Annotated in this window: 21 protein-coding genes; 11 read left to right on the forward strand and 10 right to left on the reverse strand. The window is 61.8% G+C overall.

Going from position 1 to position 22,810, the window contains the following annotated elements; genetic code table 11:
* Positions 1 to 142: 142 nt before the first annotated feature.
* Genes hemL through NR126_RS14225 form a run of 3 tightly spaced genes read right to left on the reverse strand, consistent with a single transcriptional unit; the run spans position 143 to position 2,883 of the window.
* On the reverse strand, positions 143 to 1,426 hold the full coding sequence (gene hemL / locus NR126_RS14215) for a glutamate-1-semialdehyde 2,1-aminomutase (protein WP_027617778.1): 1,284 nt from the start codon (positions 1,424 to 1,426) through the stop codon (positions 143 to 145).
* A gap of 17 nt (positions 1,427 to 1,443) precedes the next feature.
* Positions 1,444 to 2,067 (reverse strand): thiamine phosphate synthase, encoded by a 624-nt coding sequence (gene thiE / locus NR126_RS14220; protein WP_027617779.1) that lies wholly within the window; start codon positions 2,065 to 2,067, stop codon positions 1,444 to 1,446.
* A gap of 18 nt (positions 2,068 to 2,085) precedes the next feature.
* Complete coding sequence (locus NR126_RS14225) at positions 2,086 to 2,883, reverse strand: hydroxymethylpyrimidine/phosphomethylpyrimidine kinase (RefSeq protein ID WP_256830478.1); 798 nt, start codon at positions 2,881 to 2,883, stop codon at positions 2,086 to 2,088.
* Positions 2,884 to 3,206: 323 nt separating this feature from the next.
* Between NR126_RS14225 and NR126_RS14230 the strand changes: the two genes are divergently transcribed.
* The 4 genes from NR126_RS14230 to NR126_RS14245 all read left to right on the forward strand — a co-directional run bounded on the left by NR126_RS14230 (position 3,207) and on the right by NR126_RS14245 (position 9,582).
* Complete coding sequence (locus NR126_RS14230; RefSeq protein WP_256830479.1) at positions 3,207 to 5,576, forward strand: hybrid sensor histidine kinase/response regulator; 2,370 nt, start codon at positions 3,207 to 3,209, stop codon at positions 5,574 to 5,576.
* A gap of 73 nt (positions 5,577 to 5,649) precedes the next feature.
* Complete coding sequence (locus tag NR126_RS14235; RefSeq protein WP_105754437.1) at positions 5,650 to 7,299, forward strand: acyl-CoA dehydrogenase family protein; 1,650 nt, start codon at positions 5,650 to 5,652, stop codon at positions 7,297 to 7,299.
* A gap of 106 nt (positions 7,300 to 7,405) precedes the next feature.
* Entirely contained in the window at positions 7,406 to 8,869 is a 1,464-nt protein-coding gene (amn, locus tag NR126_RS14240) for an AMP nucleosidase (protein ID WP_027617783.1), read from the forward strand.
* Between the two features lie 71 nt (positions 8,870 to 8,940).
* Positions 8,941 to 9,582, forward strand: coding sequence for a pseudouridine synthase (locus tag NR126_RS14245; protein ID WP_256830483.1), 642 nt, complete (start codon positions 8,941 to 8,943; stop codon positions 9,580 to 9,582).
* On the opposite strand, the gene NR126_RS14250 is transcribed toward NR126_RS14245, so the two are convergent.
* Both NR126_RS14250 and NR126_RS14255 read right to left on the reverse strand, forming a co-directional pair.
* Positions 9,577 to 9,786, reverse strand: a complete 210-nt coding sequence (locus tag NR126_RS14250; RefSeq protein ID WP_016773053.1) for a DUF2788 domain-containing protein — start codon at positions 9,784 to 9,786, stop codon at positions 9,577 to 9,579. The genes NR126_RS14245 and NR126_RS14250 overlap by 6 nt on opposite strands.
* 110 nt (positions 9,787 to 9,896) lie before the next feature.
* A complete protein-coding gene (locus tag NR126_RS14255) occupies positions 9,897 to 10,376 on the reverse strand; it encodes an Lrp/AsnC family transcriptional regulator (protein ID WP_027617785.1) in 480 nt (159 codons plus the stop codon).
* A 414-nt stretch (positions 10,377 to 10,790) separates the two neighbouring features.
* Here NR126_RS14255 and NR126_RS14260 point away from each other — a divergent pair, with 414 nt between their 5' ends.
* Entirely contained in the window at positions 10,791 to 11,867 is a 1,077-nt protein-coding gene (locus NR126_RS14260) for a DUF6515 family protein (protein WP_256830484.1), read from the forward strand.
* On the opposite strand, the gene NR126_RS14265 is transcribed toward NR126_RS14260, so the two are convergent.
* Both NR126_RS14265 and NR126_RS14270 read right to left on the reverse strand, forming a co-directional pair.
* Positions 11,861 to 12,757: a cation diffusion facilitator family transporter gene (locus tag NR126_RS14265; RefSeq protein WP_027617787.1), complete on the reverse strand. Its 897-nt coding sequence runs from the start codon at positions 12,755 to 12,757 to the stop codon at positions 11,861 to 11,863. The genes NR126_RS14260 and NR126_RS14265 overlap by 7 nt on opposite strands.
* A gap of 28 nt (positions 12,758 to 12,785) precedes the next feature.
* The gene (locus tag NR126_RS14270) at positions 12,786 to 13,205 is read right to left on the reverse strand and encodes a hypothetical protein (RefSeq protein ID WP_027617788.1); all 420 of its coding nucleotides are present in this window, start codon (positions 13,203 to 13,205) and stop codon (positions 12,786 to 12,788) included.
* A 109-nt stretch (positions 13,206 to 13,314) separates the two neighbouring features.
* Between NR126_RS14270 and hrpB the strand changes: the two genes are divergently transcribed.
* Positions 13,315 to 15,849: an ATP-dependent helicase HrpB gene (hrpB, locus tag NR126_RS14275; protein WP_105754441.1), complete on the forward strand. Its 2,535-nt coding sequence runs from the start codon at positions 13,315 to 13,317 to the stop codon at positions 15,847 to 15,849.
* A gap of 12 nt (positions 15,850 to 15,861) precedes the next feature.
* Here hrpB and NR126_RS14280 read toward each other — a convergent pair whose 3' ends face one another.
* Together NR126_RS14280 and NR126_RS14285 are read right to left on the reverse strand one after the other, a co-directional pair.
* Positions 15,862 to 16,941, reverse strand: coding sequence for an endonuclease/exonuclease/phosphatase family protein (locus tag NR126_RS14280; protein WP_105754442.1), 1,080 nt, complete (start codon positions 16,939 to 16,941; stop codon positions 15,862 to 15,864).
* A 76-nt stretch (positions 16,942 to 17,017) separates the two neighbouring features.
* Positions 17,018 to 17,689 carry a YciC family protein gene (locus tag NR126_RS14285; RefSeq protein WP_027617791.1) on the reverse strand — a complete coding sequence of 224 codons (672 nt, stop codon included), beginning with the start codon at positions 17,687 to 17,689 and terminating at the stop codon, positions 17,018 to 17,020.
* A 177-nt stretch (positions 17,690 to 17,866) separates the two neighbouring features.
* Between NR126_RS14285 and NR126_RS14290 the strand changes: the two genes are divergently transcribed.
* From NR126_RS14290 to NR126_RS14300, 3 genes are all read left to right on the forward strand, one after another.
* On the forward strand, positions 17,867 to 18,622 hold the full coding sequence (locus tag NR126_RS14290; protein ID WP_105754444.1) for a DUF2076 domain-containing protein: 756 nt from the start codon (positions 17,867 to 17,869) through the stop codon (positions 18,620 to 18,622).
* 132 nt (positions 18,623 to 18,754) lie between these two features.
* Positions 18,755 to 19,234 (forward strand): NYN domain-containing protein, encoded by a 480-nt coding sequence (locus tag NR126_RS14295; RefSeq protein ID WP_027617793.1) that lies wholly within the window; start codon positions 18,755 to 18,757, stop codon positions 19,232 to 19,234.
* A 22-nt stretch (positions 19,235 to 19,256) separates the two neighbouring features.
* Positions 19,257 to 19,868 (forward strand): PolC-type DNA polymerase III, encoded by a 612-nt coding sequence (locus NR126_RS14300; protein ID WP_027617794.1) that lies wholly within the window; start codon positions 19,257 to 19,259, stop codon positions 19,866 to 19,868.
* A gap of 6 nt (positions 19,869 to 19,874) precedes the next feature.
* On the opposite strand, the gene NR126_RS14305 is transcribed toward NR126_RS14300, so the two are convergent.
* Positions 19,875 to 20,327 (reverse strand): Lrp/AsnC family transcriptional regulator, encoded by a 453-nt coding sequence (locus tag NR126_RS14305; RefSeq protein ID WP_027617795.1) that lies wholly within the window; start codon positions 20,325 to 20,327, stop codon positions 19,875 to 19,877.
* Positions 20,328 to 20,487: 160 nt separating this feature from the next.
* Here NR126_RS14305 and yedA point away from each other — a divergent pair, with 160 nt between their 5' ends.
* Together yedA and NR126_RS14315 are read left to right on the forward strand one after the other, a co-directional pair.
* A complete protein-coding gene (gene yedA / locus NR126_RS14310; RefSeq protein ID WP_027617796.1) occupies positions 20,488 to 21,378 on the forward strand; it encodes a drug/metabolite exporter YedA in 891 nt (296 codons plus the stop codon).
* Between the two features lie 58 nt (positions 21,379 to 21,436).
* Positions 21,437 to 22,765 carry a DEAD/DEAH box helicase gene (locus tag NR126_RS14315; RefSeq protein WP_027617797.1) on the forward strand — a complete coding sequence of 443 codons (1,329 nt, stop codon included), beginning with the start codon at positions 21,437 to 21,439 and terminating at the stop codon, positions 22,763 to 22,765.
* The last annotated feature ends 45 nt before the right edge of the window (positions 22,766 to 22,810 follow it).

Consider the following 22,810-nt stretch of genomic DNA (forward strand, 5'->3'; position numbering starts at 1 on the left):
CCTTACAAAGTCTTTACTCGTTTTTCTGCTGCGCGGGAACTATATCTAGCGCTTTTGTGGGCTCTTGGGTAGTCGGTGCGGCTAAAAGTGCGCAATGTAAGCGAAGGCTGACGCCGACAATGGTCGACGTCAGCGGTCTTGCTTACTTCAATGCGGCGAAGGCGCGCTCGGCAGCGTCCAGGGTCAGTTGCAACTCGGCTTCGCCGTGGGCGATCGAGGTGAAGCCTGCTTCGAAGGCGCTCGGTGCCAGGTACACACCCCCTTCAAGCATCAGGTGAAAGAAGCGCTTGAACAGATTGGCATCGCTGGCCATTACGTCATCGAAGGTCACGATGTCGTCGGCGCCGCTGAAATACAGGCCGAACATGCCGCCCGCCTGGGTGGTGACGAACGGGATGCCGGCGGCATCGGCACGTTGTTGCAGGCCGTCGAGCAGGCGGCTGGTGTAGTCGCTGAGTTCGGCGTGGAAGCCTGGGCGGCTGATCAGGCGCAGGGTGGTCAGGCCGGCGGCCATGGCCAGCGGGTTGCCCGACAGCGTGCCCGCCTGGTAGACCGGGCCCAGCGGCGCGATGTGCGACATGATTTCGCGCTTGCCACCGAAGCAGCCCACCGGCATGCCGCCGCCGATGATCTTGCCGAAGGTGCTCAGGTCCGGCGTTACGCCGTAGTGCGCCTGGGCGCCACCGAGGGCGACGCGGAAACCGGTCATCACTTCGTCGAAAATCAGCACCACGCCGTGCTTGTCGCACAGGCTGCGCAAGCCTTCGAGGAAGCCCGGGGCTGGCGGCACGCAGTTCATGTTGCCGGCGACCGGCTCAACGATGATGCAGGCAACGTCAGCGCCCACTTCACCGAGCATTTTTTCCACGGCGGCGATGTCGTTGAACGGCAGGGTCAGGGTGTGTTTGGCGAAATCTGCAGGTACACCAGCAGAGCTCGGTACGCCCTGGGTCAACAGGCCCGAGCCGGCCTTGACCAGCAGGCTGTCGGAGTGACCGTGGTAGCAGCCTTCGAACTTGATGATGCTGTCGCGACCGGTGAAGCCACGGGCCAGGCGAATGGCGCTCATGGTGGCCTCGGTGCCGGAGCTGACCATGCGCACCATTTCCATGGACGGTACGATTGAGCAGACCAGATCGGCCATCTCGGTTTCCATCGCGGTCGGCGCACCGTAGGACAGGCCGTGTTCCAGTTGTTTGCGCACGGCATCCAGCACATCCGGGTGGCTGTGGCCGAGAATCATCGGGCCCCAGGAGCCGACGTAATCGACGTAGCGCTTGTCGTCTTCGTCAGTAACGTAGGCGCCTTCGGCATGCTTGAAGAACAGCGGTGTGCCGCCCACGCTCTTGAACGCACGAACGGGCGAGTTGACGCCGCCGGGAATGTGCTTCTGGGCGTTGGCAAACAGGGTTTCGGAACGCGACATGATTGGGCTCTCGGAAATCAGGAAGTGAACAATTTATTGAAGGCGCGGGCGCGACGGGTGACTTCACCGGTGTTCTCGGCACCGAACAGGCCGTGGACCACCGCCAGCAGGTCGACCCCATGGGCCACCAGCGGGGGGGCGTTGTCCAGGGTGATGCCGCCGATCGCGCAGATCGGCAGGTGCAGGACGCTGCGGGCCTGCTTAAGCAACTCGAGGCTGCAGGTTGGCGCGCCGGGCTTGGTCGTAGAGTTGAAGAAACGGCCAAAGGCGACGTAGCTGGCGCCTTCTTTTGCCGCCTGTTCGGCCAATTCGAGCTGCGCGTGGCAGGTCGAACCGATGATGGCCTGGCGTCCCAGCAGCGAGCGGGCCGGGGTCAATGGGCCGTCGGTTTGACCCAAATGGACGCCGACGCCGAGGCGCGCCGCCAGTTCGGCGTCATCGTTGATGATCAGTTGGGTCTTGTAGCGTACGCACAGGTCGTGCAGTGCCTCGGCCTCGCGCAGGCGCTTGGATGCGTCATCGCTTTTGTCACGGTACTGCAGCAGGGTGACGCCGCCTTCCAGCGCCGCCTCCACATAAGGCAGGAACTTGCCGGCCAGTAACTGACTGTCGGTAATGGCGTACAGGCCACGTAGTTTCATCGGGCAAGCCTCATGGTGTTACGAGCAAAAATCCAGCGGCAGACGGCGTGGCACGAACTGGCCCCGACCCAACTGCTCGGCGTCCCGCAGGGTTCGCCAGGTGTAGTCGAGTGCCGACCGCACGGCGCTGGCCAAATGTTCACCCTGGGCCAGGCGACCGGCGAGGGCGCTGGCCAGGGTGCATCCGGAACCGTGGTAGCTGCCCGGCAGGCGCTGGCAGGTAAAGGTTTCGCGATGACCGTCGCGGCTGTAAAGGCGATTATGGACTTCGTGTTCGTCACCGTGACCACCCGTGATCAGCAGGTGTTTGACGAACGGCAGCAGTTTTTCTGCGCATTGGTCAGCCGTGCCTTCGGGCAGTTCGGCGAGGATGCGCGCTTCAGGAAGGTTAGGGGTGGCGATGATCGCCAATGGCAGAAGGCGCTCGCGCATGGCGTAGCCGACCTCGTCCTTGCCCAGGCGTCCGCCACCACCGGCGCGCAGCACCGGGTCGCAGACCATCGGCAGGTGCGGGTGCGCCTGGAGCAGCTCGACCACGGTGTCGACCATTTCCAGAGAACCGAGCATGCCCAGCTTGACCGCCGCGACCTGCGAATCGTTGAGCACGGCGTTGGCTTGCGCCAGGACCCACTCACGATCGAGGACGCGGAAGTCACTGACATTGACGGTGTCTTGCACAGTCAGGGCGGTGACGGCCGGGGCCGCATGACAACCCTGAGCGAGCAGGGCTTCGATATCTGCCTGCAAGCCGGCGCCACCACTTGGGTCGTGGCCGGAGAGACAGAGGACAACGGGGCGAGAGCTGTAGATATTCATGGTGCGCGAGCTTACCACCAAACCTGTTTTATCGGTGCGTCGTCCAGCGTTGGCAGTGGTTTTGTATACAAGACCGATCTTCGACTGTCTTCGAGGGTGTTGGATGGTTGTCATAATCTGACTGCTTCTACAGCTTTGTGGCGTTGTATAGGTCTGAAAGGCCCGTCCTAGAGCCTTCAAACTAAAAATTTCAATGGTGTTCAAACGCCACCAACGGCTATGCTAGAGTGGATCCAAACCAATAACAGGTTTACCGGGTCGACGTCTGCTCAAAAGGAAATGGGGGGCTTCCTGACGCACCGGACAGGCCATGCTGGGGCTTTATGCGCTATTTGCTGATGTTGCTGCTGAGCTTGCCCCTTCTGGCGACCGCAGCGGATTTTGATGAACTGACCCAAACCCTGCCATTGGGTCGCATCATGCAGGTGTACGAAGACGTCGCCGGCACAGCGAGTATCGATGACGTACTGGGCTACGCAGCGGCCGGACAATTCAAACCTCACAAGAAAGCCACCTTGAACGCCGGGTATTCGCGTTCGGCGTTCTGGTTGAAGGTCGACCTGCACTATCGCCCGACCAATCCCGAAGTCCGGCGCACCTGGCTGCTGGAACTGGCCTACCCACCGCTGGATCGTATCGACCTGTACCTGCCTGACGCCGCCGGTCATTACCAATTGCAGCGGCGCACCGGCGATGCCTTGCCCTTCGCCAGTCGGGAAATTCGCCAGAACAATTACTTGTTCGACCTGCCTTTCGCTCCGAACGAGCAGAAAGCCGTTTATTTGCGCCTGCAAAGCCAGGGCTCGATCCAGGCGCCGTTGTCGCTGTGGTCGAGCACCGCTTACCTGGAAGACCAGCCCGTGCGCCTCTACGTGCTTGGCCTGATCTACGGTGTACTGCTCGGAATGCTGGTCTACAACCTGTTTATCTACTTGAGCGTGCGGGACACCAGTTACCTCTATTACATCTTCTATATCGCCTCCTTTGGTCTTTACCAGTTGTCGGTCAATGGCGCCGCAGTGGAGTATTTCTGGCCAAACAACCCTTGGTGGGCCAATGCCGCGACGCCGTTTTTCATCGGCTGCGCGGCGCTTTTTGGCAGCCAGTTCGCCCGTAGTTTCCTGCAAACCTCCAATCACAGTCCTTGGCTCGATCGCCTGTTACTGACCCTCGTGACCTTCAGTGCGGTCGTCGTTGGCCTGTCCTTGATGACCAGCTATGCGCTGGCCCTGCGTCTGGCTACCGCGTTGGCGCTGATTTTCACCGTGGTGATTTTCGCGGCGGGGATTTTCGCCTGGTGGCGTGGCCTGCGGGTGGCACGCTATTTCATCATTGCCTGGTCGGCGTTTTTGCTCGGCGGCATCGTCAATACGTTGATGGTGCTGGGCTACCTGCCGAACGTGTTCCTGACCATGTACGCCAGCCAGATCGGCTCGGCCATTGAGGTTGCGCTGTTGTCGCTGGCCCTCGCTGACCGGATTAACACCATGCGTGAGCAACAGGCGCAGACCCTGCTCGATGCTGGCCAGAAGCTGGAGGTGTTGAACCAGCAACTGGCCCACAGTAACCAGCTCAAGGATGAATTCCTCGCGACCCTGACCCATGAGTTGCGCACGCCGATGAATGGGGTGATCGGTTCGTTGGAACTGATGCAGACCGTCGAGCTGGACCCGGAGCTGGAGCAATATCAGCAGACCGCAGCCGGCTCCGCGCGGGACATGATGCGCATGGTCAACGGTATCCTGACCCTGACCGAACTGCAGGCGGGTCGGCTCAAGGTCTATCCCGAGCCGTTCAGCCTGCGCTCGGTGGTCGACACCTTGCAGCAGCAGTTCGCCGCCAATGCCGCAGCCAAGACCCTGGATTTCAAGGTGGAAGTGGCGCAGGGCCTGCCGGATCGGCTGTTTGGCGACAGTGCCAAGCTGGTGCAGTGCCTGGAATGCCTGTTGGATAACTCGATCAAGTTCACCCATGTTGGCGGCTTGGCGCTGCGCGTCAGTGGCAAGCCGGGTGAAGAGGGGCGGCAGGTGCTGTCCTTCGCCGTGATTGATACCGGCATCGGCTTCACCGATCTGGGCGAGGCCACCATGTACCAGCGTTTCTTCCAGCTCGATGGCTCGATGACTCGTGAATATGGTGGGCTGGGTGTGGGATTGGCGATCTGTCGACAACTGGTCGAATTGATTGGCGGGCGCCTCACCCATCGCTCCGAACCGGGGCGGGGCAGTCGCTTTCAGCTGGATGTTGAATTCGATGTAATGAGCGCGCCGCCCGTTGCGGTCAGTGCGCGGCAATCTGCCGATTCGGTGAGCCTGCGCGCACCCCAGGATTGCCTGGTGATGTTGGTGGATGACAACAGTATCAATCAGTTGGTCGTGCGCGGGATGCTGCTCAAGCTTGGATACCGGGTTCGCAGTGTCGACACCGGGCCTGCCGCGCTGGAGTGTCTGCGCCGGGAGTCGTTCGACGCCGTGCTGCTCGACAGCCCATTACCCTTCCTCGCCGGACAAATGCGCGCGCTGCCGGGTTACGCCGGCTTGCCGGTGCTGGCTGCGATCCCTGCGTTGAGCGGCGTTGATATCGACGTGGAGTGGACCGATTTCCTGTCGAAGCCGGTTAAGTTCGAGGAGCTGCAGGCGGCACTTTGTCGTCATGTACTGTGCGTAAAACAAGGTGAAAGCGCCGGCATTTAGGCTGATATGCCACTTTGTCGGCTGGCGGGGTGGTGCTTAACTGGGGATCTCAGCTGACCCAAGGAGGCCCGCCATGAACCTGCATCAGTTCGCCGAAACCCACGAAGTCACTAACCAGCCACCGTCTCTGGACGGCGCCAACCTCTATCGCATCGACCTGCCGCTGCAAGAGTGGTCGCGACGCTACGGGGCCGGTTGGGCCGAGGCGCGAATCGATGCCTATGGCGCTTTGGCCGGTGGGCCGTTGATGGCGGCGGGGTTCCTGGCTAATCAGAACAAGCCGGTGTTTTCCAGTCATGATCGCTACGGTCATCGTGTCGATCTGGTGGAGTTTCATCCGGCCTACCATGAACTGATGCGCACCGCCATCGAACATGGCCTGAGCTCCTTGCCCTGGACCGATCCGCAAGCCGGCGCCCATGTCGCTCGCGCCTCCATGACCTACCTGCACAGCCAGGCCGAAGCTGGCAGCGGCTGTCCGCTGACTATGACCTTCGCCAGCGTGCCCGCCTTGCGCCTGCAATCGGACATCGCCCGGCAGTGGCTGCCGAAAGTCCTGGCGACTGAGTACGATCCGCGTAACGTCGGCATGGCGCACAAGGCGGGCGTCACCATTGGCATGGCGATGACCGAGAAACAGGGCGGCACTGACGTGCGCGCGAACACCACCAAGGCCTACCCGATCGGCGCCGCAGGGCCGGGCCAGGCCTATGAGCTGGTGGGTCACAAATGGTTCTGTTCGGCGCCGATGTGCGACGCCTTCCTGACGCTGGCGCAAACCGACAAGGGGCTGACTTGTTTCCTGCTGCCACGCCACCGTCCGGATGACAGCCGCAACCAGTTCTACATCCAGCGTCTGAAGAACAAGCTGGGCAATTGCTCCAATGCCTCGAGTGAAGTCGAATTCCGTGGCGCCCTGGCGTGGATGGTCGGCGAGGAAGGGCGTGGCGTGCCGACCATTATCGAAATGGTGGCCATGACCCGCTTCGATTGCATGGTCGGCTCCAGTGCGCTGATGCGCCAGGCCTTGACCCAGGCCAGCCATCACTGCGCCCATCGCCGGGTCGGCGGCAAGCTGCTTAGCGAGCAGCCCTTGATGCAAAACGTACTGGCCGACCTGGCCCTTGAAAGCGAAGCCGCGCTGGCGCTGAGCCTGCGCATGGGGCGGGCGCTGGACCATCTGGATGACGGCCAGGAAGGCAAGTTCGCGCGACTGGTGACGGCGGTGGGCAAGTACTGGATCTGCAAACGTGCGCCGGCAATGATCAATGAGGCCGCCGAGTGCATGGGCGGTGCCGGTTATGTCGAGGACAGCATTCTGCCGCGCCTCTATCGCGAGGCCCCGGTGAATTCGACCTGGGAAGGTTCGGGCAACGTGCAGTGCCTGGATGTATTGCGCGCCCTGTCGAAAGAACCGGGTGTGCTCGATGCCTTGTTCAGCGAGTTGGGGGACGGGCATGGCGACAAGCGCCTGGCGGCCCACCTCAACCAACTGCACGCCGCGTTCAAGGACACCAGCGATATCCAGTACCGCGCCCGGCAACTGACCGAAGACATTGCCTTGGGCCTGCAGGCCAAATTGTTGCTTGAGGCGGGTAATGCCAGTGTCAGCGATGGGTTTATTGCCAGTCGGTTGGGCAGCGCCGGCCGAGTCTATGGGGCGTTGCCCCGTGGACTGGATGTCGAAGCCATTGTTGCGCGCTCGGCTGTGCAGGGGTTTTGATTGCTGTGACCGAAGATATTGCAGCATTGCTCGGTTGCCACTGTTTCCGTGACGTCCTGTTGCAGGCAAGATAAAGGCCTGCAAGTCAGAACACAGGAAGCTGATCGTGACCGAAGCCTTTGTTGTCGTTCAAACCGCTGAACAAGCTGTGGACCGGCTTGCCGCTCTACATGAGCGGGCCACCACCGCGCTGAGCCAGGCGCTCAAGCGTTATCTGAAAGACCGTATCGAACCTGATGCCGAACAGCGTGCGATGTTCCGCTACCCTGAACTGCGCCTGACTTACCTGTGCCAGGGTGAAGTCCCACAGACCACCCGTGCTTATGCCAAGGTGCAACTGCCCGGCACCTACAGCGTCACCGTCACTCATCCGGCGGCTTTCCGTAAGTACCTGCTGGAGCAACTGGTTCCGCTAATGCACGACTTCACCGTAACCGTGGAAGTGGGTGTCAGCGAGCAGAACATTCCCTACCCGTATGTGGTCGAGCAGGGCGATGAACTGGCCGGCTCCGGCGTGACGGCGGCGGTGCTCGCGCGGGTGTTCCCGAGTACCGACCTGTCGGCGGCCACCGACGGCATTGCCGATGGCCTGTATGACTGGGAAAACACTGATCCGCTGCCACTGGCGTTGTTCGATGCGGCGCGTGTGGACTTTTCCCTGCGCCGCTTGGTGCACTACACCGGCAGCGACTGGCGTCATGTGCAGCCGTGGATCCTGTTGACCAACTATCACCGTTATGTCGACCAGTTCATCGTCCATGGCCTGGAACAACTGCGTAATGACCCGCGCTTTGTGCGCATGGTCTTGCCGGGCAACGTGATCATCGAAAAGAGCATGGATCACGGCGAGGCCTCGGCGATTGCCGCCGGCGTGGTCTGGCACCGCTACCAGATGCCGGCCTATCACCTGCTGGCATCCGACGGTCACGGTGTGACCTTGGTCAACATCGGCGTCGGTCCGTCCAACGCAAAAAACATCACCGACCACCTGGCAGTACTGCGTCCGCATTGCTGGTTGATGATCGGTCACTGCGGCGGCCTGCGTCAGTCGCAAACCATCGGCGACTACGTACTGGCCCACGCCTACATGCGCCGCGACGGGATTCTTGACCGGGTGGTGCCACCGAACATTCCGATCCCGGCCCTGGCCGAGGTGCAACTGGCGCTGCAACAAGCGGCGGCCAACGTCACCGGCGAGAAGGGCGAAGACCTGAAGAAGCGCCTGCGCACCGGCACCGTGCTGACCTACGACGACCGTAATTGGGAGCTGCGTTGGGCTCAGGAACGGCCGCTGATCAACCTGTCGCGAGCCGTGGCGGTAGACATGGAAAGCGGCACCATCGCCGCCCAGGGTTACCGTTTGCGGGTGCCGTACGGCACGTTGCTGTGCGTCTCCGACAAACCCCTGCACAGCGAAATCAAGCTGCCGGGTTCGGCCAACGCCTTCTATGAACGCGCGGTCAGCCAGCACTTGAAGATCGGTATCGCGGCTGTGGATCTGCTGCGCACCGAGCTCAACTCGTTGCACTCGCGCAAACTGCGCAGCTTCGACGAGCCGCCGTTCCGCTAACGGTTATCGTGGTCATTTGGCGGTCGGGGCACTAGCATTGTCAGCCCTGACCGTTAAATGCCGTGTGTGCCATGTCCCGTCCCCCTCGTCCTGTTTCCCGCCGTCTTGGTGCGAAACCCGCACAACCTTCTGCCGCCGCGCGTCGTGTCGCCAAGGCGCCGCCGGTCGATCCGAAGCTGATCCTGTTCAACAAACCCTTCGATGTGCTGACCCAGTTCAGTGACGGCGACGGCCGCTCGACGCTCAAGGATTTCATCGACGTGCCCGGGGTCTATCCCGCCGGACGGCTGGATCGCGATAGCGAAGGCTTGCTGTTGCTGACTAACGACGGGCAGTTGCAGGCGCGGATCGCCGACCCCAAACACAAGCTGGCCAAAACCTATTGGGTACAGGTGGAGGGCGAGCCGACGGCTGAGCAGTTGCAGCGTCTGCGTGATGGTGTCGAGCTGAATGACGGCATGACGCTGCCGGCCGAGGCGCGGCAGTTGGATGAGCCTGAACTGTGGCCGCGCAATCCGCCGGTGCGCTTTCGCAAAAGTGTGCCAACCCATTGGCTGGAGCTGGTGATTCGTGAAGGGCGCAATCGGCAGGTGCGGCGCATGACGGCGGCGGTCGGGTTGCCGACCTTGCGCCTGGTGCGCGTGCGCATCGGTGACTGGACGATTGACGGCCTCGATCAGGGCCAGTGGAAGGAAGTGCCGGCGCGCTTATAAAGCGCCGGATTCGATCAGGCCGATCACCACGCTCTTGATGATGAAGGCGGCCACACCCAGGCCCAGGACGAAGAACAGGATGAACGAGCCGAAGCGTCCGGCTTTGGACTTCTTCGCCAGGTCCCAGACAATGAAACCCATGAAAATGATCAGGATGCTGACCAGGCCGGTCATCATCCACTCTTCGAACAGTGCAGGATCCATCGAACATCTCCAGCGCGGGCGTGGCAAAAAGGCCGGGGGAGTATACGCGACGGGGCAGGGGGCAGGCATTGACCTGCGGCGGTGTGCCGCAGGTCAGGGCGGTGCAGGCGTCAGCTACGCAGGTGAGTCAGCGGCAGCTCGGTGCTGTTGAGTACCTGATTCAGCACGAAGCTTGAGCGCACGCTGGTCACGCCATCGATGCGGGTCAGGTGGCCGAGCAACAGTTTCTGGTAGTGGTCCATGTCCGGTACGACAACCTTGAGCTGGTAGTCCGCATCCATCCCGGTGACCAGGCTGCATTCCAGGACCTGGGGCAAGGTACGGATCGCCGCTTCGAAGTTTTCGAAACGCTCCGGGGTGTGGCGGTCCATGCCGATCAGCACGTAGGCGGTCAGGCTCAGGCCAAGCATCTTGCGGTCCAGCAGGGCGACCTGGCGCGAGATGAAACCGTCGTCTTCAAGTTGTTTAACCCGCCGCGAACAAGGCGAGGGTGACAGGCCGATGCGCTCGGCCAGCTCCTGATTGGAGATGCGCGCGTCGCGCTGCAATTCCGCCAAAATGCTCAGGTCGTATCGGTCGAGTTTGCTCATGAAACAGGCCTTTGTCATATCAATTGCGGCAGATTATCCATCAGGGGTTAAAAATTGCGCAAGTCATGTTTATTTGAGCAATCTTCGCAATCCTCTGTCGCCACCCCAGGCCTATTATTATCACCAGAATCACTGCCCGGACATACAGTCCACAGCGGCCCGCCGAATCAGGCCAGCCGCGGCCACCGCTCCAATAGGAGTCGAGTTGGCCCCCGGGCTACACACTGTCCACAAGACGGCGTGAGGTGAGCCGGCGTCAAAAGCGTCGAGCACGGACGAAGTTTTCAAGGGGAGGCCGACGGGTCTCCCCTTTTTATTGCCTGCGAAATAAGTCGCGTGACTGATAACCTTTCCCCGAACCGGCCTGGGCTTTTCCAGTCTTATGTACAGGTCTTGAGCGTTGTGAGGAATAGCATGAAGTCGCGCCTCTGGCAGTTGGCGGGTGTTGGTGTGATGTGTGTGAGTGTCAGCGTGTCGACGTTGGCGGAAAACCAGGGCCAGGAGCAGCGCCTTCAGCAGAACAGCCAGGACGGCAATGGTGGTGGTCAGCACCCGCAGGGTGGCAAGGGTCATCCGGACGGCAATCAGCCGCATCCGCAGAACCCTCAGCAGCAGAACCAGCCTCGGCCGCAGAACAACGAGGTTATCCGGGGCGATAACAGCCGCCAGTTCGAGCACAATGGCCAGGGGCATCAGGGAGGCCAGCGCCAGGAAAAACCTGCCTGGGACCCTAATGCGCGATACAACTCGCTGCCCATTCCGCAAGCGCCGGCCACTGACCTGCCGATCCAGCCGCGGCCGGACGCCGTCCGCCAAACCCAGGAGCCACAGCGCGGTTATTACCAAGATGTGCCGCGCCGCTACAACGACGCCCCGCACTGGCAGTCGAACACCCAAGGCCCGCGTCCAGCCTATGACACTCACTGGCTCGGACGGCCCGACGGGCATGGCAATGGCTGGGGGCCCGGGCCGCAATACCGACCCGGCTATGTGATCGATCGTTTTCCCGAGCGCAACTATCGTGTGCCGTATCGCGGCGATGACTATTTCTACTCGGGCGGTTACTGGTATCGCCCACGAGGGCCGCACTATGTCGTAGTGCGTCCACCGTACGGAATTCGGGTCAGCTACTTGCCGGACTACGCGCGTGAAATGTGGGTCGGCGGTTCGCTGTTTTTTCTCGCCGCTGGCGCCTATTACAGCTACGAATCCACGACTCGGGAGTACGTGGTGGTACCGCAACCGATGGGCGTCTCCGATCAGCAACCGCCAGCGGCCAGCAATGGCTACGACGTACTGGCTTACCCAACCAACGGTCAGTCGCAGCAACAGATCGACCAGGACGGTTACGAGTGCTATCGCTGGGCGGTGGAACAGTCGGGCTTCGACCCACGGGCGATGACGTATCAGCCGGCGCCCGAGGTGGTGCAGGCCTATCGCCAGGCTCAGGGCAATTGCCTGGCCTCGCGAGGTTATCAGGTCAATTACTGATCGCGCGCGGCCTTGACCACTTCCTGTGGATCGGCGTGCACCAGCACTTCGGCGCGTGGGTAGGCGCGGTGAATGGCGTCGGCGGCCTGGTCGCTGATGGCGTGGGCGACTGACAGGGTCAGTTCGCCCGGCAATTCCAAGTGCAACTGTACGAACCACTGATTGCCGGAAATCCGTGTGCGCAAGTCATGCGCACCGAGGACTCCAGGCACGCCGCAGGCCAGCTCCAGCATGTGTTGGCTGACATCCGGCGGCAGTTCTTCATCCATCAAGACGGTGAAGCTTTCTCGAGCGATCTGGATCGCACTCCACAGAATGTAGGCAGCAATCCCCAGGCCGAACCAGGCGTCCAGTTGATGCCAGCCGAACCCGGCCAGTACCAGCGCAATCAGGATGCTGCCGTTGAGCAGCAGGTCGGAGCGGTAGTGCAGGGAGTCGGCGCGGACCGCGTTGGAGCCGGTGGCGCGAATCACCCGGTGCTGCAGAATCAGCAGGGCCACGGTCAGAGCCAGGGAGAACACGATCACGCCGATGCTCAGCCAGGGCGCACCGACCGGTTCCGGATGCTTGATCCGCTCAAACGCCTGCAACGCAATCAGCACGGCGCTGCCACCGATGAACAGCGCCTGGGCCATGCCGGCCAGGGATTCGGCCTTGCCATGGCCGTAGCGATGATCGTCGTCCGCCGGGCGCAGCGCGTAATGCACCGCCAGCAGATTGAGCAGCGAGGTCACGCCGTCGAGCGCCGAGTCGGTCAGGCCGGCGAGCATGCTCACCGAACCGCTCAACCACCAGGCAATGGCCTTGGCGATCACCAGCGTACAAGCCACCGCCACCGAAGCGCGGGTGGCCAGGCGTAACAGGCGAGCGTGTTCCTGGCTGTTGGTCATGGGTGCATCGTTCCTTCGGTGCCGGGGATCAGGCTGCGGGTTGCAGACCCAGGGAAGCCAGTTGCTGGGCGCTGCCCTTGTGCTGGATCAGGCGTGGGTCGTCCAGGGGGAAGCTGCGGCCCAGTTCGTGTTCCAGAATGGTCTGCAGCTTGGCGTTGTCGACCTGGCCGTCGGCGCCAATGGCTTGCTGCAGTTTTTCCGGGGCGATCTGTGCGGTCTTGCCCGGCTCGAAGTAAATCGCGCCAGTGGCGAAGTCGACAGCGAAGGCGATCAATCCGGGGATTACATAGAACAGCAGGCCCACGGCATCCAGCACGGCAATCGCCGGGTCGATCTTGCCTTCGATCTGGCCGCGCCGATCAGGATAGAAGATCGATCCGCATGCAGTCAGTTGGGTCAGCAGGCTCGCGACCAGTACACCGCCAATCAGGCGAAACGGAACACGCATAAGAAATCTCCCGGGAATACTTGGAACGAAACGTCGTCGGTCAACCATAGGACCGTGATTAACGTCAGGCAGTTCGCCGTTATACTCGCCGCTCTGTTTTGGAGCCAGCATGATCTCATTGCCGATTGATGAAGTTTTACCCGCACTGCGTGAAGCCTTGGCGCAACGCCATGAGGCGGTGCTCGAAGCACCCCCCGGCGCCGGCAAGACCACCCGCGTGCCCTTGGCGATGTTGCACGAGCCCTGGCTGGCCGGACAGACCATTCTCATGCTCGAACCGCGCCGCCTGGCAGCGCGCGCCGCCGCCGAGCGCCTGGCCAGCGAGCTGGGGGAAAAGGTCGGGCAGACCGTCGGTTACCGGATTCGCCTGGACAGCAAGGTCGGCCCCAATACCCGCATTGAAGTCGTCACCGAAGGCATTCTCACCCGACGCCTGCAGGAAGATCCGGCGCTGGAAGGCGTGGGCCTGCTGATTTTCGACGAATACCACGAGCGAAGCCTCGACGCCGATCTGGCACTGGCCCTGAGTCTCAATGGCCGCGAACTGTTTCGCGATGAGCAGCCGCTGAAAATCCTGTTGATGTCGGCGACCCTGGAAGGCGAGCGCTTGGCCGGCTTGCTCAACGACGCACCGATCCTGCGCAGCGAAGGGCGCATGTATCCGGTGACGATGCGCTGGGGTCGTCCGTTCCAACCCGGCGAATTCATCGAGCCACGACTGGTGCAGACAGTGCTTGAAGCCTTGCACGATGAAACGGGCAGCCTGCTGGTGTTCCTCCCTGGTCAGGCGGAAATCCGTCGGGTGCATCAGCAATTGGTCGATGCCCTGGGCGAGCGAAGCAATGTGCTGTTGTGCCCGCTGCACGGTGAACTGGATCTGGCGGCACAACGCGCAGCGATAGATCCGGCGCCGGCGGGACAACGCAAAGTAGTGCTGGCCACCAACATCGCCGAGACCAGTTTGACCATCGACGGTGTGCGAGTAGTGATCGACGCCGGCCTGGCGCGAGTCCCGCGCTTCGATCCGGGTAGCGGCATGACTCGCCTCGACACCCAGCGCATCTCCCGCGCCAGTGCCACCCAGCGTGCCGGTCGGGCCGGACGCCTGGAGCCGGGGGTGTGTTATCGCTTGTGGTCGCAGGACCAGCACGAGCAACTGGCAGCCTATGCCAGTGCGGAGATTCTTTCGGCGGATCTCGCCGGCCTGGCCTTGCAACTGGGGCGGTGGGGCGTGACGCCGGGGCAGTTGGTCTGGCTCGATGTGCCGCCGAGCGCGGCCTATGCGCAAGCCCAGGATCTGCTCGAACGCCTGGGAGCCCTCGAAGGTGCCTCACCCGAGGACTGGAAACTCACCCGTCACGGCCAGGCCATGGCCGAGTTGCCAGCGCATCCACGCATCGCTCATTTGTTGCTGCGCGGCCAGGCGCTGGGTTTGGCGAACATGGCGTGCGACGTTGCAGCGCTGCTCGGCGAGCGGGATATTTTGCGCGGCGGTGGTGCGGATTTGCACAGCCGGTTGGTGCTGTTGTCTGGCGAAGCGCGTGCCGCTCGGGGTGCACAAGGCGGCGTGCAGCGGGCGCGGCAACTGGCACGGCAATACCGCGGCTACCTGCGGGGAACCGCTGAACAAGCGGTCGCCGATCCTGACCATCCGCGCTGGCTCGGTGCCTTGCTGGCGCTGGCCTATCCCGATCGGGTGGCCCAGCAACGGCGCGCTGGCGGCGCCGAGTATCGGTTGGCCAATGGTCGCGCCGCGTTGTTCGCCGAAGCCGACAGCTTGATGAAACAGCCGTGGCTGGTGGTCGCTGACCTGGGCAGTCGTCAAGGCCAGCGCGAAGAGCGGATTTACCTGGCGGCGGATTTCGATCCGGCACTGTTTGACTCGGTGCTGGCCGAGCAGGTGCGTTGCGTCGATCAGTTGGATTGGGACGAGCGCGAAGGCGTGCTGCGTGCCGAACGTCAACGCAAGGTGGGTGAGTTGGTGCTGAGCCGCGAGCCCTTGACCGGGCTGGATGAAAGCGCACGCAGTCAGGCGTTGGTCAATCTGGTGCGACGCAAGGGCCTGGAGTTGTTGCCATGGACGCCGGCGCTGCGCCAGTGGCAGTCACGGGTCGCCTTGTTGCGCCAGTTGGACCTGGACCAGCTGGGTGTCAGCGACTGGCCAGACGTCAGTGATACAGCCTTGCTCAATGGCCTGGAGCACTGGTTGATGCCGTACCTGGGACGGGTTTCGCGGCTCAGTCATTTTGCCAGCCTGGACCTGTCGAGCATCGTTCATAACTTGCTGCCGTGGCCTATGCCGCAACGTCTCGACGAGCAGGCGCCGCAGACCTTGAGCGTGCCTTCGGGGTCGTCGATTCGCCTGGATTACAGCGAGCAGCCGCCGATTCTCGCGGTGCGCCTGCAGGAATTGTTCGGCTTGGCCGAAACCCCGCGCATCGCCGGCGGCCGGCAGGTGGTCAAGCTGCATCTGTTGTCACCCGCGCGGCGCCCCGTGCAGGTCACCCAGGACCTGGCGAACTTCTGGCGCAGTACCTACGTCGAGGTCAAGAAGGACTTGAAGGGGCGTTACCCCAAGCACTATTGGCCGGATGACCCGCTGGTGGCCGAAGCCACGGCGCGAGCCAAGCCGCGCAAGTCCTGATCGAATTGGCGTCTAGGGGGTTGCCGGCAACAGAAACCGCGCGATCACCGGCAAGTGATCGGAGATGCGCAGCGTGTCGTCCTGCCGCACTTCGGCTTCCACACGCTTGATTCGCGAGCTGTAGAACAGGTAGTCGACGGTGCGATCCGGGCCGTTGAGGCCGGGGTCGTTGGGGTAATGGGTCAGCCAGCGTTCGCGATTGATGCCGCTGGCTTCGTTATTCGTGGGAATCATCGGGTATTTGTCCCACAGCAGGTGCAGCGCGCTGTCAGCGGAGTAGGGCGTGCGTTGTTCGGCAGGCAGACGCTGGAACTGTCCCAGCGGCAGCAGGTTGAAATCTCCGCCGATCAGCCAGGGCGTGCCGCGCGCTTCGTATTGATCCAGCACCTTGGCCACGGCCACGACCTGGTGCTGCAGGGTGTCGTCCGGCTGCACAGCCCGATCCAGGTGGGTGTTGAGCACGGCGACTTGCCCACCGTCGCTTTGCCCCAGATAACTCACCAGCAAGGCGTTTTTCGGCTGGAACTGGCGACTGATGAGGTTGCCCGGTTGCTCCGGCAATTGCAGGCGTTCTGCGCTTTCGATCTTGTAGCGGCTGAGGGTCGCCAGTTGCCGTCCGACGCTGCCGACAATATGAGGGTCCGGGACAAAGTCAGCCTTCCAGTCGAAGGCCGAGGTGCTGCAGGGGTAGATGTCGGCGACGCGCTCGCGAAGTAATTTCAGTTGGTCCTGATAGTCGCTGGCCTTGGCCCCGTCATCCAGTTCTTGCAGGAGCACCACATCCGGTTGCTCGTCACGAATCACCCGTGCCACTTCATCGAGACTGAAGGCCATGTCCTCCGGTGTCGGCGCTTCGTCGTTGCCCTGGGCCAAGTCGTTCCAGAAAACATAGCGTTTGCCGGCGAGATATTGCACGTTCCAGGTCATGACTTTCAGCGCCTGGCCTGACACCAGCGGCGGGGCGTCGGCGGTGCAGCGAACCGCCAGGGTTTCTTTGGCGTCGGGGCGCCAGGTCAGGCTGTAGGTCAGGGTCAGCAACAGGCCTGCGACGATCAGCAGGCCCAGCAGGGTGTAGCGCAGTAGTCGGGTCATGGGCTCGGCTTATGGCGTTACAAAAGATTGAGCCGAGCATAACCGAGAGCGAGGTCGCAGCCCAAGGGTGGCGCTGTCAGGCATTGCCAGGGTTGTTGTCAGCGGCATCGCTGATCAGCATGAACAAGCGGAACAGCACCACGCTGGTGAACAACTGCAGGAAGCTGTGACCACTCTCGATGATCACCGACAGGATCGGATTCGGCTCCGGATACACCGACACGCTCGCACCCTTGAGCAACCAGAGCGGTGCCATCACGCAGAGAATGCACACCAGAATGCGCAGGAAATTGCCCCGGGCCATGCGCATGCTTTCGCGGATGGCGGCTAGAGGCTGCATGTTTCGCAGCACCAGCAGGTACTCGGCAAAGGCCAGCATCACCATCAGCCAGATGCCCGGCAGGAAGTAGAGCGACAGGCCCACCAGAATCATCAGGGTGTTGACCGCGGTCAGCAGGGCGAAGCGTGGCCACAGGCTGGCCGAGGCCGCTAGCAGATCACGGGTGCGTGGTGACTCGCCTCGGCTGCGGGCATCGAGAAAGAGGATCAGTGCCGCGGTATACAACGGATACACCAGCAACCCGACAATCACGCTGTAACCCGGAAATGCCTCGGGCCCCTGAGTGTGGTCGACCAGTTGTTGCAGCATGGCCTCGATCACCACCAACGGCAGGCACAGTGGCACGATGCCGCTCAGGTTGCGCTTGAAGAAATACAGGGAGTCGCGGAGTACATCTAACGGATTCATCGGTCGCTTTCGCAGGTTGCAAGGTGTAGCGACACTGTAACCGATGCGCGCACTTCCTGAACAAAGGTAAACGTTCGGTAAAGCTCATTGAAACAAGCTGTGTCGGCCCCATAACTGCCGGGCACCTCATCCACAAGGGAAGAGGTCGACGATTTTCCGGCAATCCGAGAGGTAGTCATGAACAGCGAAGAGCAAACCCTGATCGATGGACTGTTTTCCCGTCTGCAGCAGGCCGAAACCCAGGCCGATCCGCGAGACGCTCAGGCCGAGGCACGGATCAAGGAGCACCTGAACCGGCAGCCCGCCGCAGGCTATTTCATGACTCAGGCGATTCTGGTGCAAGAGGCGGCCATCAAACGTCTCGACGAACACAATAAGCAACTCGCGCAACAGCTGCAGCAAGCCCAGGACGAACTGCAACGAGCCAAGACCCAGGCACCCGCGACGGCACCCAGTGGCGGCGGTTTCCTGTCGAGCATTTTTGGTGGTAACCGTGAGGCGCCGCCAGCCGCAGCCCAAGCCCCGGCAGCCTTCAGTGGCAATGGCTGGCGTGAGCCCGGAGGCTCTGCCGCTGCCGCCCAGTCCACGCGGCCGGGCTTTGCTGCTGCGCCGCAGAATTATGCTGCACCAACGCCGCAGGCCCCGGCTGCCGGCAGTGGCTTTCTCGGTGGCGCATTGAAAACCGCAGCGGGCGTTGCCGGTGGCGTGATGCTGGCACAAGGCATCAGCAGCCTGTTTCACAGCAATCAGAATCCGCAAGAGATTGTCGAGGTCATCAAGGAAGAGCCTGCCCAGGTCAGCGACAGCAGTTGGGGCGACGAGCAACGCATGGCCGGCAACGACAGCTACGGCAACGATCAGGGTGGATTGACCGACACTGATTACAGCGACGACAACTCATCCCTGTTTGGCGACGACGATTCCTTCGTCTGACCCGCCATTCGTCCGGGGCGCTGTGGCGCCCCGGACTGTTTATTCGCGGAATCTTCTTCATGACTGGCATACTGAGCGACTTTTCGGACCCTGAGTCCGAGCAACCGCCTGCGTGCGCCAAGAGGAAGTGCGGTGAAGAAAATCGCAGTGTTCGCCGATGTCCAGAACCTCTATTACACCGTGCGCCAGGCTTACGGTTGTCATTTCAACTATGCCGCCCTGTGGGCTGACATCAGTCAGCGTGGGCAGATTGTCGAGGCCTATGCCTACGCCATCGATCGGGGCGACAGCAAGCAGCAACAATTCCAGCAGATCCTGCGTAACCTCGGTTTCACCGTGAAGCTCAAGCCTTACATACAGCGCAGCGATGGCTCGGCCAAGGGCGACTGGGACGTCGGCATTACCCTGGACGTCATGGACGCTGCCGATCACGTCGATGAAGTGGTACTGGCTTCCGGTGACGGCGATTTCGACATGTTGCTGGAGCGCATCATCAGTAAGCACCGGGTCGAGGCGGTGGCTTACGGTGTGCCCGGCTTGACCGCCAATTCGCTGATTCGCGCGGCCAGCCGCTACGTGCCGATCGAAGGCGCGTTGCTGCTTAAAAATTGAACATTGAACGCAAGGAACAGGTTTGGAACGCATAGCCGTCATCGACTTTGAAACCACCGGGATCTCCCCCAGCAGCAGCTGCCGAGCCACCGAAATCGCTGTGGTCATGCTGGAACAGGGACGCATTGTCGACCGTTACCAGAGCCTGATGAATGCCGGGGTGCGGGTGCCGGCCTTCATCGAGCAACTGACCGGCATCAGCAATGCCATGTTGCGCACGGCGCCGAGCGCCGAGCAGGTCATGAACGAGGTCAACGAGTTCGTTGGCACTACGCCACTGTTGGCCCACAACGCGGCATTCGACCAGAAGTTCTGGGACTTCGAGCTGGGGCGGATCAAGCGGACCCGTCTGCAGAACTTCGCCTGTTCGCTGCTTTTGGCCCGCCGCCTGATGCCGGCGGCGCCCAACCACAAGCTGGGCACCCTCACGTCCTTCGCACAATTGCCTCATACCGGGCAGGCGCACCGGGCGATGGCCGACGCGGAAATGGCAGCCAATCTGACGGCGCACCTGGCGCACGAGTTGCGTGAAAAACATGGGTTGCGTGAGCTGTCCCATGAATTCTTGTGCCGCCTGCAGAAAGTCCCAGCGGCGAAAATCAACGATCATCTCCAGCGCCATCGCGGGGTCTGAAGTCCCTCACCTGCCCGAGCTTTCCAGTTGTGCCAACGGCACACGTTTGTCGAAGGCGCTCGACAGCACGATTGACGTCTTGCTGGAGCCGAAGCGGGCGACGCGATTAATCAAGGCTTCAAGTTCGATCATCGACGCCACCGCGCCGCGCATGATCACGCAGGCATCCCCCGTTACCCGATAACACTCGGTCAGTTGGGGGATCTCGAGCAGTTCGTCGTAGGCTTTCTGGTTGCCATGCTGGGTCAGGCGCAGTTCGATCAGGCACTGGATCGGTAAACCGACCTTGGCCAAGTCGACATTCGCCTGGTAGCCAGTGATTACCCCGTTGGACTCCAGCTTGGCGACTCGCTCGGCGACGGCCGGAGCCGAAAGGTTCACTTTTCTCGCCAGCTCGGCGTAAGACGCCCGGCCATTTTCCATCAAGGCGCTGAGCAGCATTCGGTCGTACTTGTCCATAAACAGGCTCCAGAAACAGCTGGCTTTCGAAAGCACGGTTTATAGCGACTAACTCCGTGCTTTGAAAAGTGTACCGGCCTCATAAACAGGTTTTGTAACTTATGTTCCGTCTGTCGGGTTTCTAGAATAACGCTCCACTTGTCCTGCCTTAGAGCCTCCCATGCCTGGTCTTCGCCGTTTCCCGTTACCATTGATTGGTGCCTTTTTTGCGCTGTACGTGATCTGGGGGTCGACCTACCTGGTGATTCGCATCGGCGTGGAATCCTGGCCGCCACTGATGCTCGGTGGGGTGCGCTTTATCCTCGCCGGGGCGCTGTTGTACGGCTTTCTGCGCTGGCGCGGGGTGCCGGCTCCGACTTGGCAGCAGTGGAAGGCGGCGGCGATCATCGGCGTGTTGCTGCTCAGTTGTGGCAACGGCGCGGTGACCGTGGCCGAGCACGCCGGTGTGGCTTCCGGTGTGGCTGCGCTGGCGGTCGCGACCGTGCCGCTGTTCACCCTGTTGTTCGGCTATTTCTGGGGCACCCGTAACACTCGCCTGGAATGGGCGGGCATTATCATGGGGCTGATCGGCATCGCCATGCTCAACCTCGGCTCCAACCTGCAATCCAGCCCGCTGGGGGCTGCCCTGTTGATCTTCGCCGCTGCGGCCTGGGCATTCGGCTCCGTGTTGAGCAGGCACCTGCCACTGCCGCAAGGGGCGATGGCCAGTGCGGCCGAGATGCTGATAGGTGGCGTGGTGCTGATGATTGGCAGTGTGTTGTCCGGTGAGCACCTGCAAGCCCTGCCACCCATTGAAGGCTGGATCGCGCTGATGTACCTGGTGGTATTCGGCTCCATCGTCGCGTTCAACGCCTATATGTACCTGCTCAAGCATGTGCGGCCTGCCGCTGCCACCAGCTATGCCTACGTGAACCCGGCGGTGGCAGTGCTGCTGGGGATTGTCTTTGCCGGCGAAACCATTGGCCTCGAAGAGGCGCTGGCGATGACGGTCATCATCGGTGCCGTGGTGTTGATCGGCTTGCCGCAGTGGCGTAAGCAGAAACCGCAGTGATTTAAGGTAAACTGCCGCGCATTGCACAGATGCGCTGACATTCTCCTACGGTACCCCAATGACTTTCGCCACTCTTGGCCTGATCGAACCCTTGCTGCGCGCCCTCGAGACGCTCGGTTACCAGACCCCGACTCCGGTGCAGGCGCAAGCCATTCCCGCCGTACTGGCCGGTCGCGACCTGATGGCTGCGGCCCAGACCGGTACCGGCAAGACCGCCGGTTTTGCCGTGCCGCTCCTGCAATTGCTGGCCATGGAAGGGCCGAAAGTCAGCAGCAACTCGGTGCGGGCACTGATCCTTGTACCGACCCGCGAGCTGGCCGAGCAGGTGCATGAAAGCGTGCGTCAGTACGCCGAGCACCTGCCGCTGAGCACTTACGCGGTCTACGGCGGCGTCAGCATCAACCCGCAGATGATGAAACTGCGCAAAGGTGTCGATTTGCTGGTGGCGACACCGGGTCGCCTGCTGGACCTGTTCCGCCAGAACGCGCTGAAATTCAACCAGCTGCAGACCCTGGTGCTGGACGAAGCGGATCGCATGCTCGACCTGGGCTTTTCCGAAGAGCTGGCGAACATTTATAAGGCGTTGCCGAAAAAGCGCCAGACGCTGTTGTTCTCCGCGACATTTTCCGAGCAGATCCGCCTGCTGGCCGGGCAGATGCTCAATGACCCTCTGAGCATTGAGGTCAGCCCGCGTAATGTGGCGGCCAACACCGTCAAGCAATGGGTGTACACGGTCGACAAAAAGCGCAAGCCGGAACTGTTCGTGCACCTGATGCGCAAAGGCAAGTGGAAACAGGTGCTGGTGTTCGCCAAGACCCGTAACGGCGTCGATGCGCTGGTGGATAAGTTACAAGGTCTTGGCGTGAATGCCGACGGTATTCACGGCGATAAACCGCAGGCCACTCGCCAGCGGGCGCTGGACCGCTTCAAGGCCAGTGACATCCAGATTCTGGTGGCCACTGACGTTGCGGCGCGTGGTCTGGATATCGAAGACCTGCCGCTGGTGGTCAACTTCGACCTGCCGATCGTGGCCGAGGACTACATCCACCGTATCGGCCGCACCGGGCGTGCCGGCGCTACCGGCGAGGCGATTTCGCTGGTGTGTGCCGATGAGGTGAATCTGCTGTCGGCCATTGAGATGCTGACCCGTCAGCCCCTGACCCGGCATCAGGAGCAGGACTTCGAGCCCGATCATCGTGTGCCGGACACCGACGCCAGTGGTCAGGTGATCAAGAAGCCGAAAAAACCGAAGAAGCCCAAGGCTTCCGGCGGCGGTAAACGCAACCTCGGCAAGTGGGTCGACAGTGGCGAGACTGTGGCCGATGTGCCGGTGAAACCGGTGCGCAAAGTGCCGGTGTTCAATACCGGGCCGCGTAAGAAGAAGTAGGACGTGGGCAGCTTCAAGCTGCAAGACACAAGCGGTATGCACCGC

It is taken from the genome of Pseudomonas sp. Pse1 (assembly GCF_024519635.1).
In the GTDB taxonomy this organism is placed as follows: domain Bacteria; phylum Pseudomonadota; class Gammaproteobacteria; order Pseudomonadales; family Pseudomonadaceae; genus Aquipseudomonas.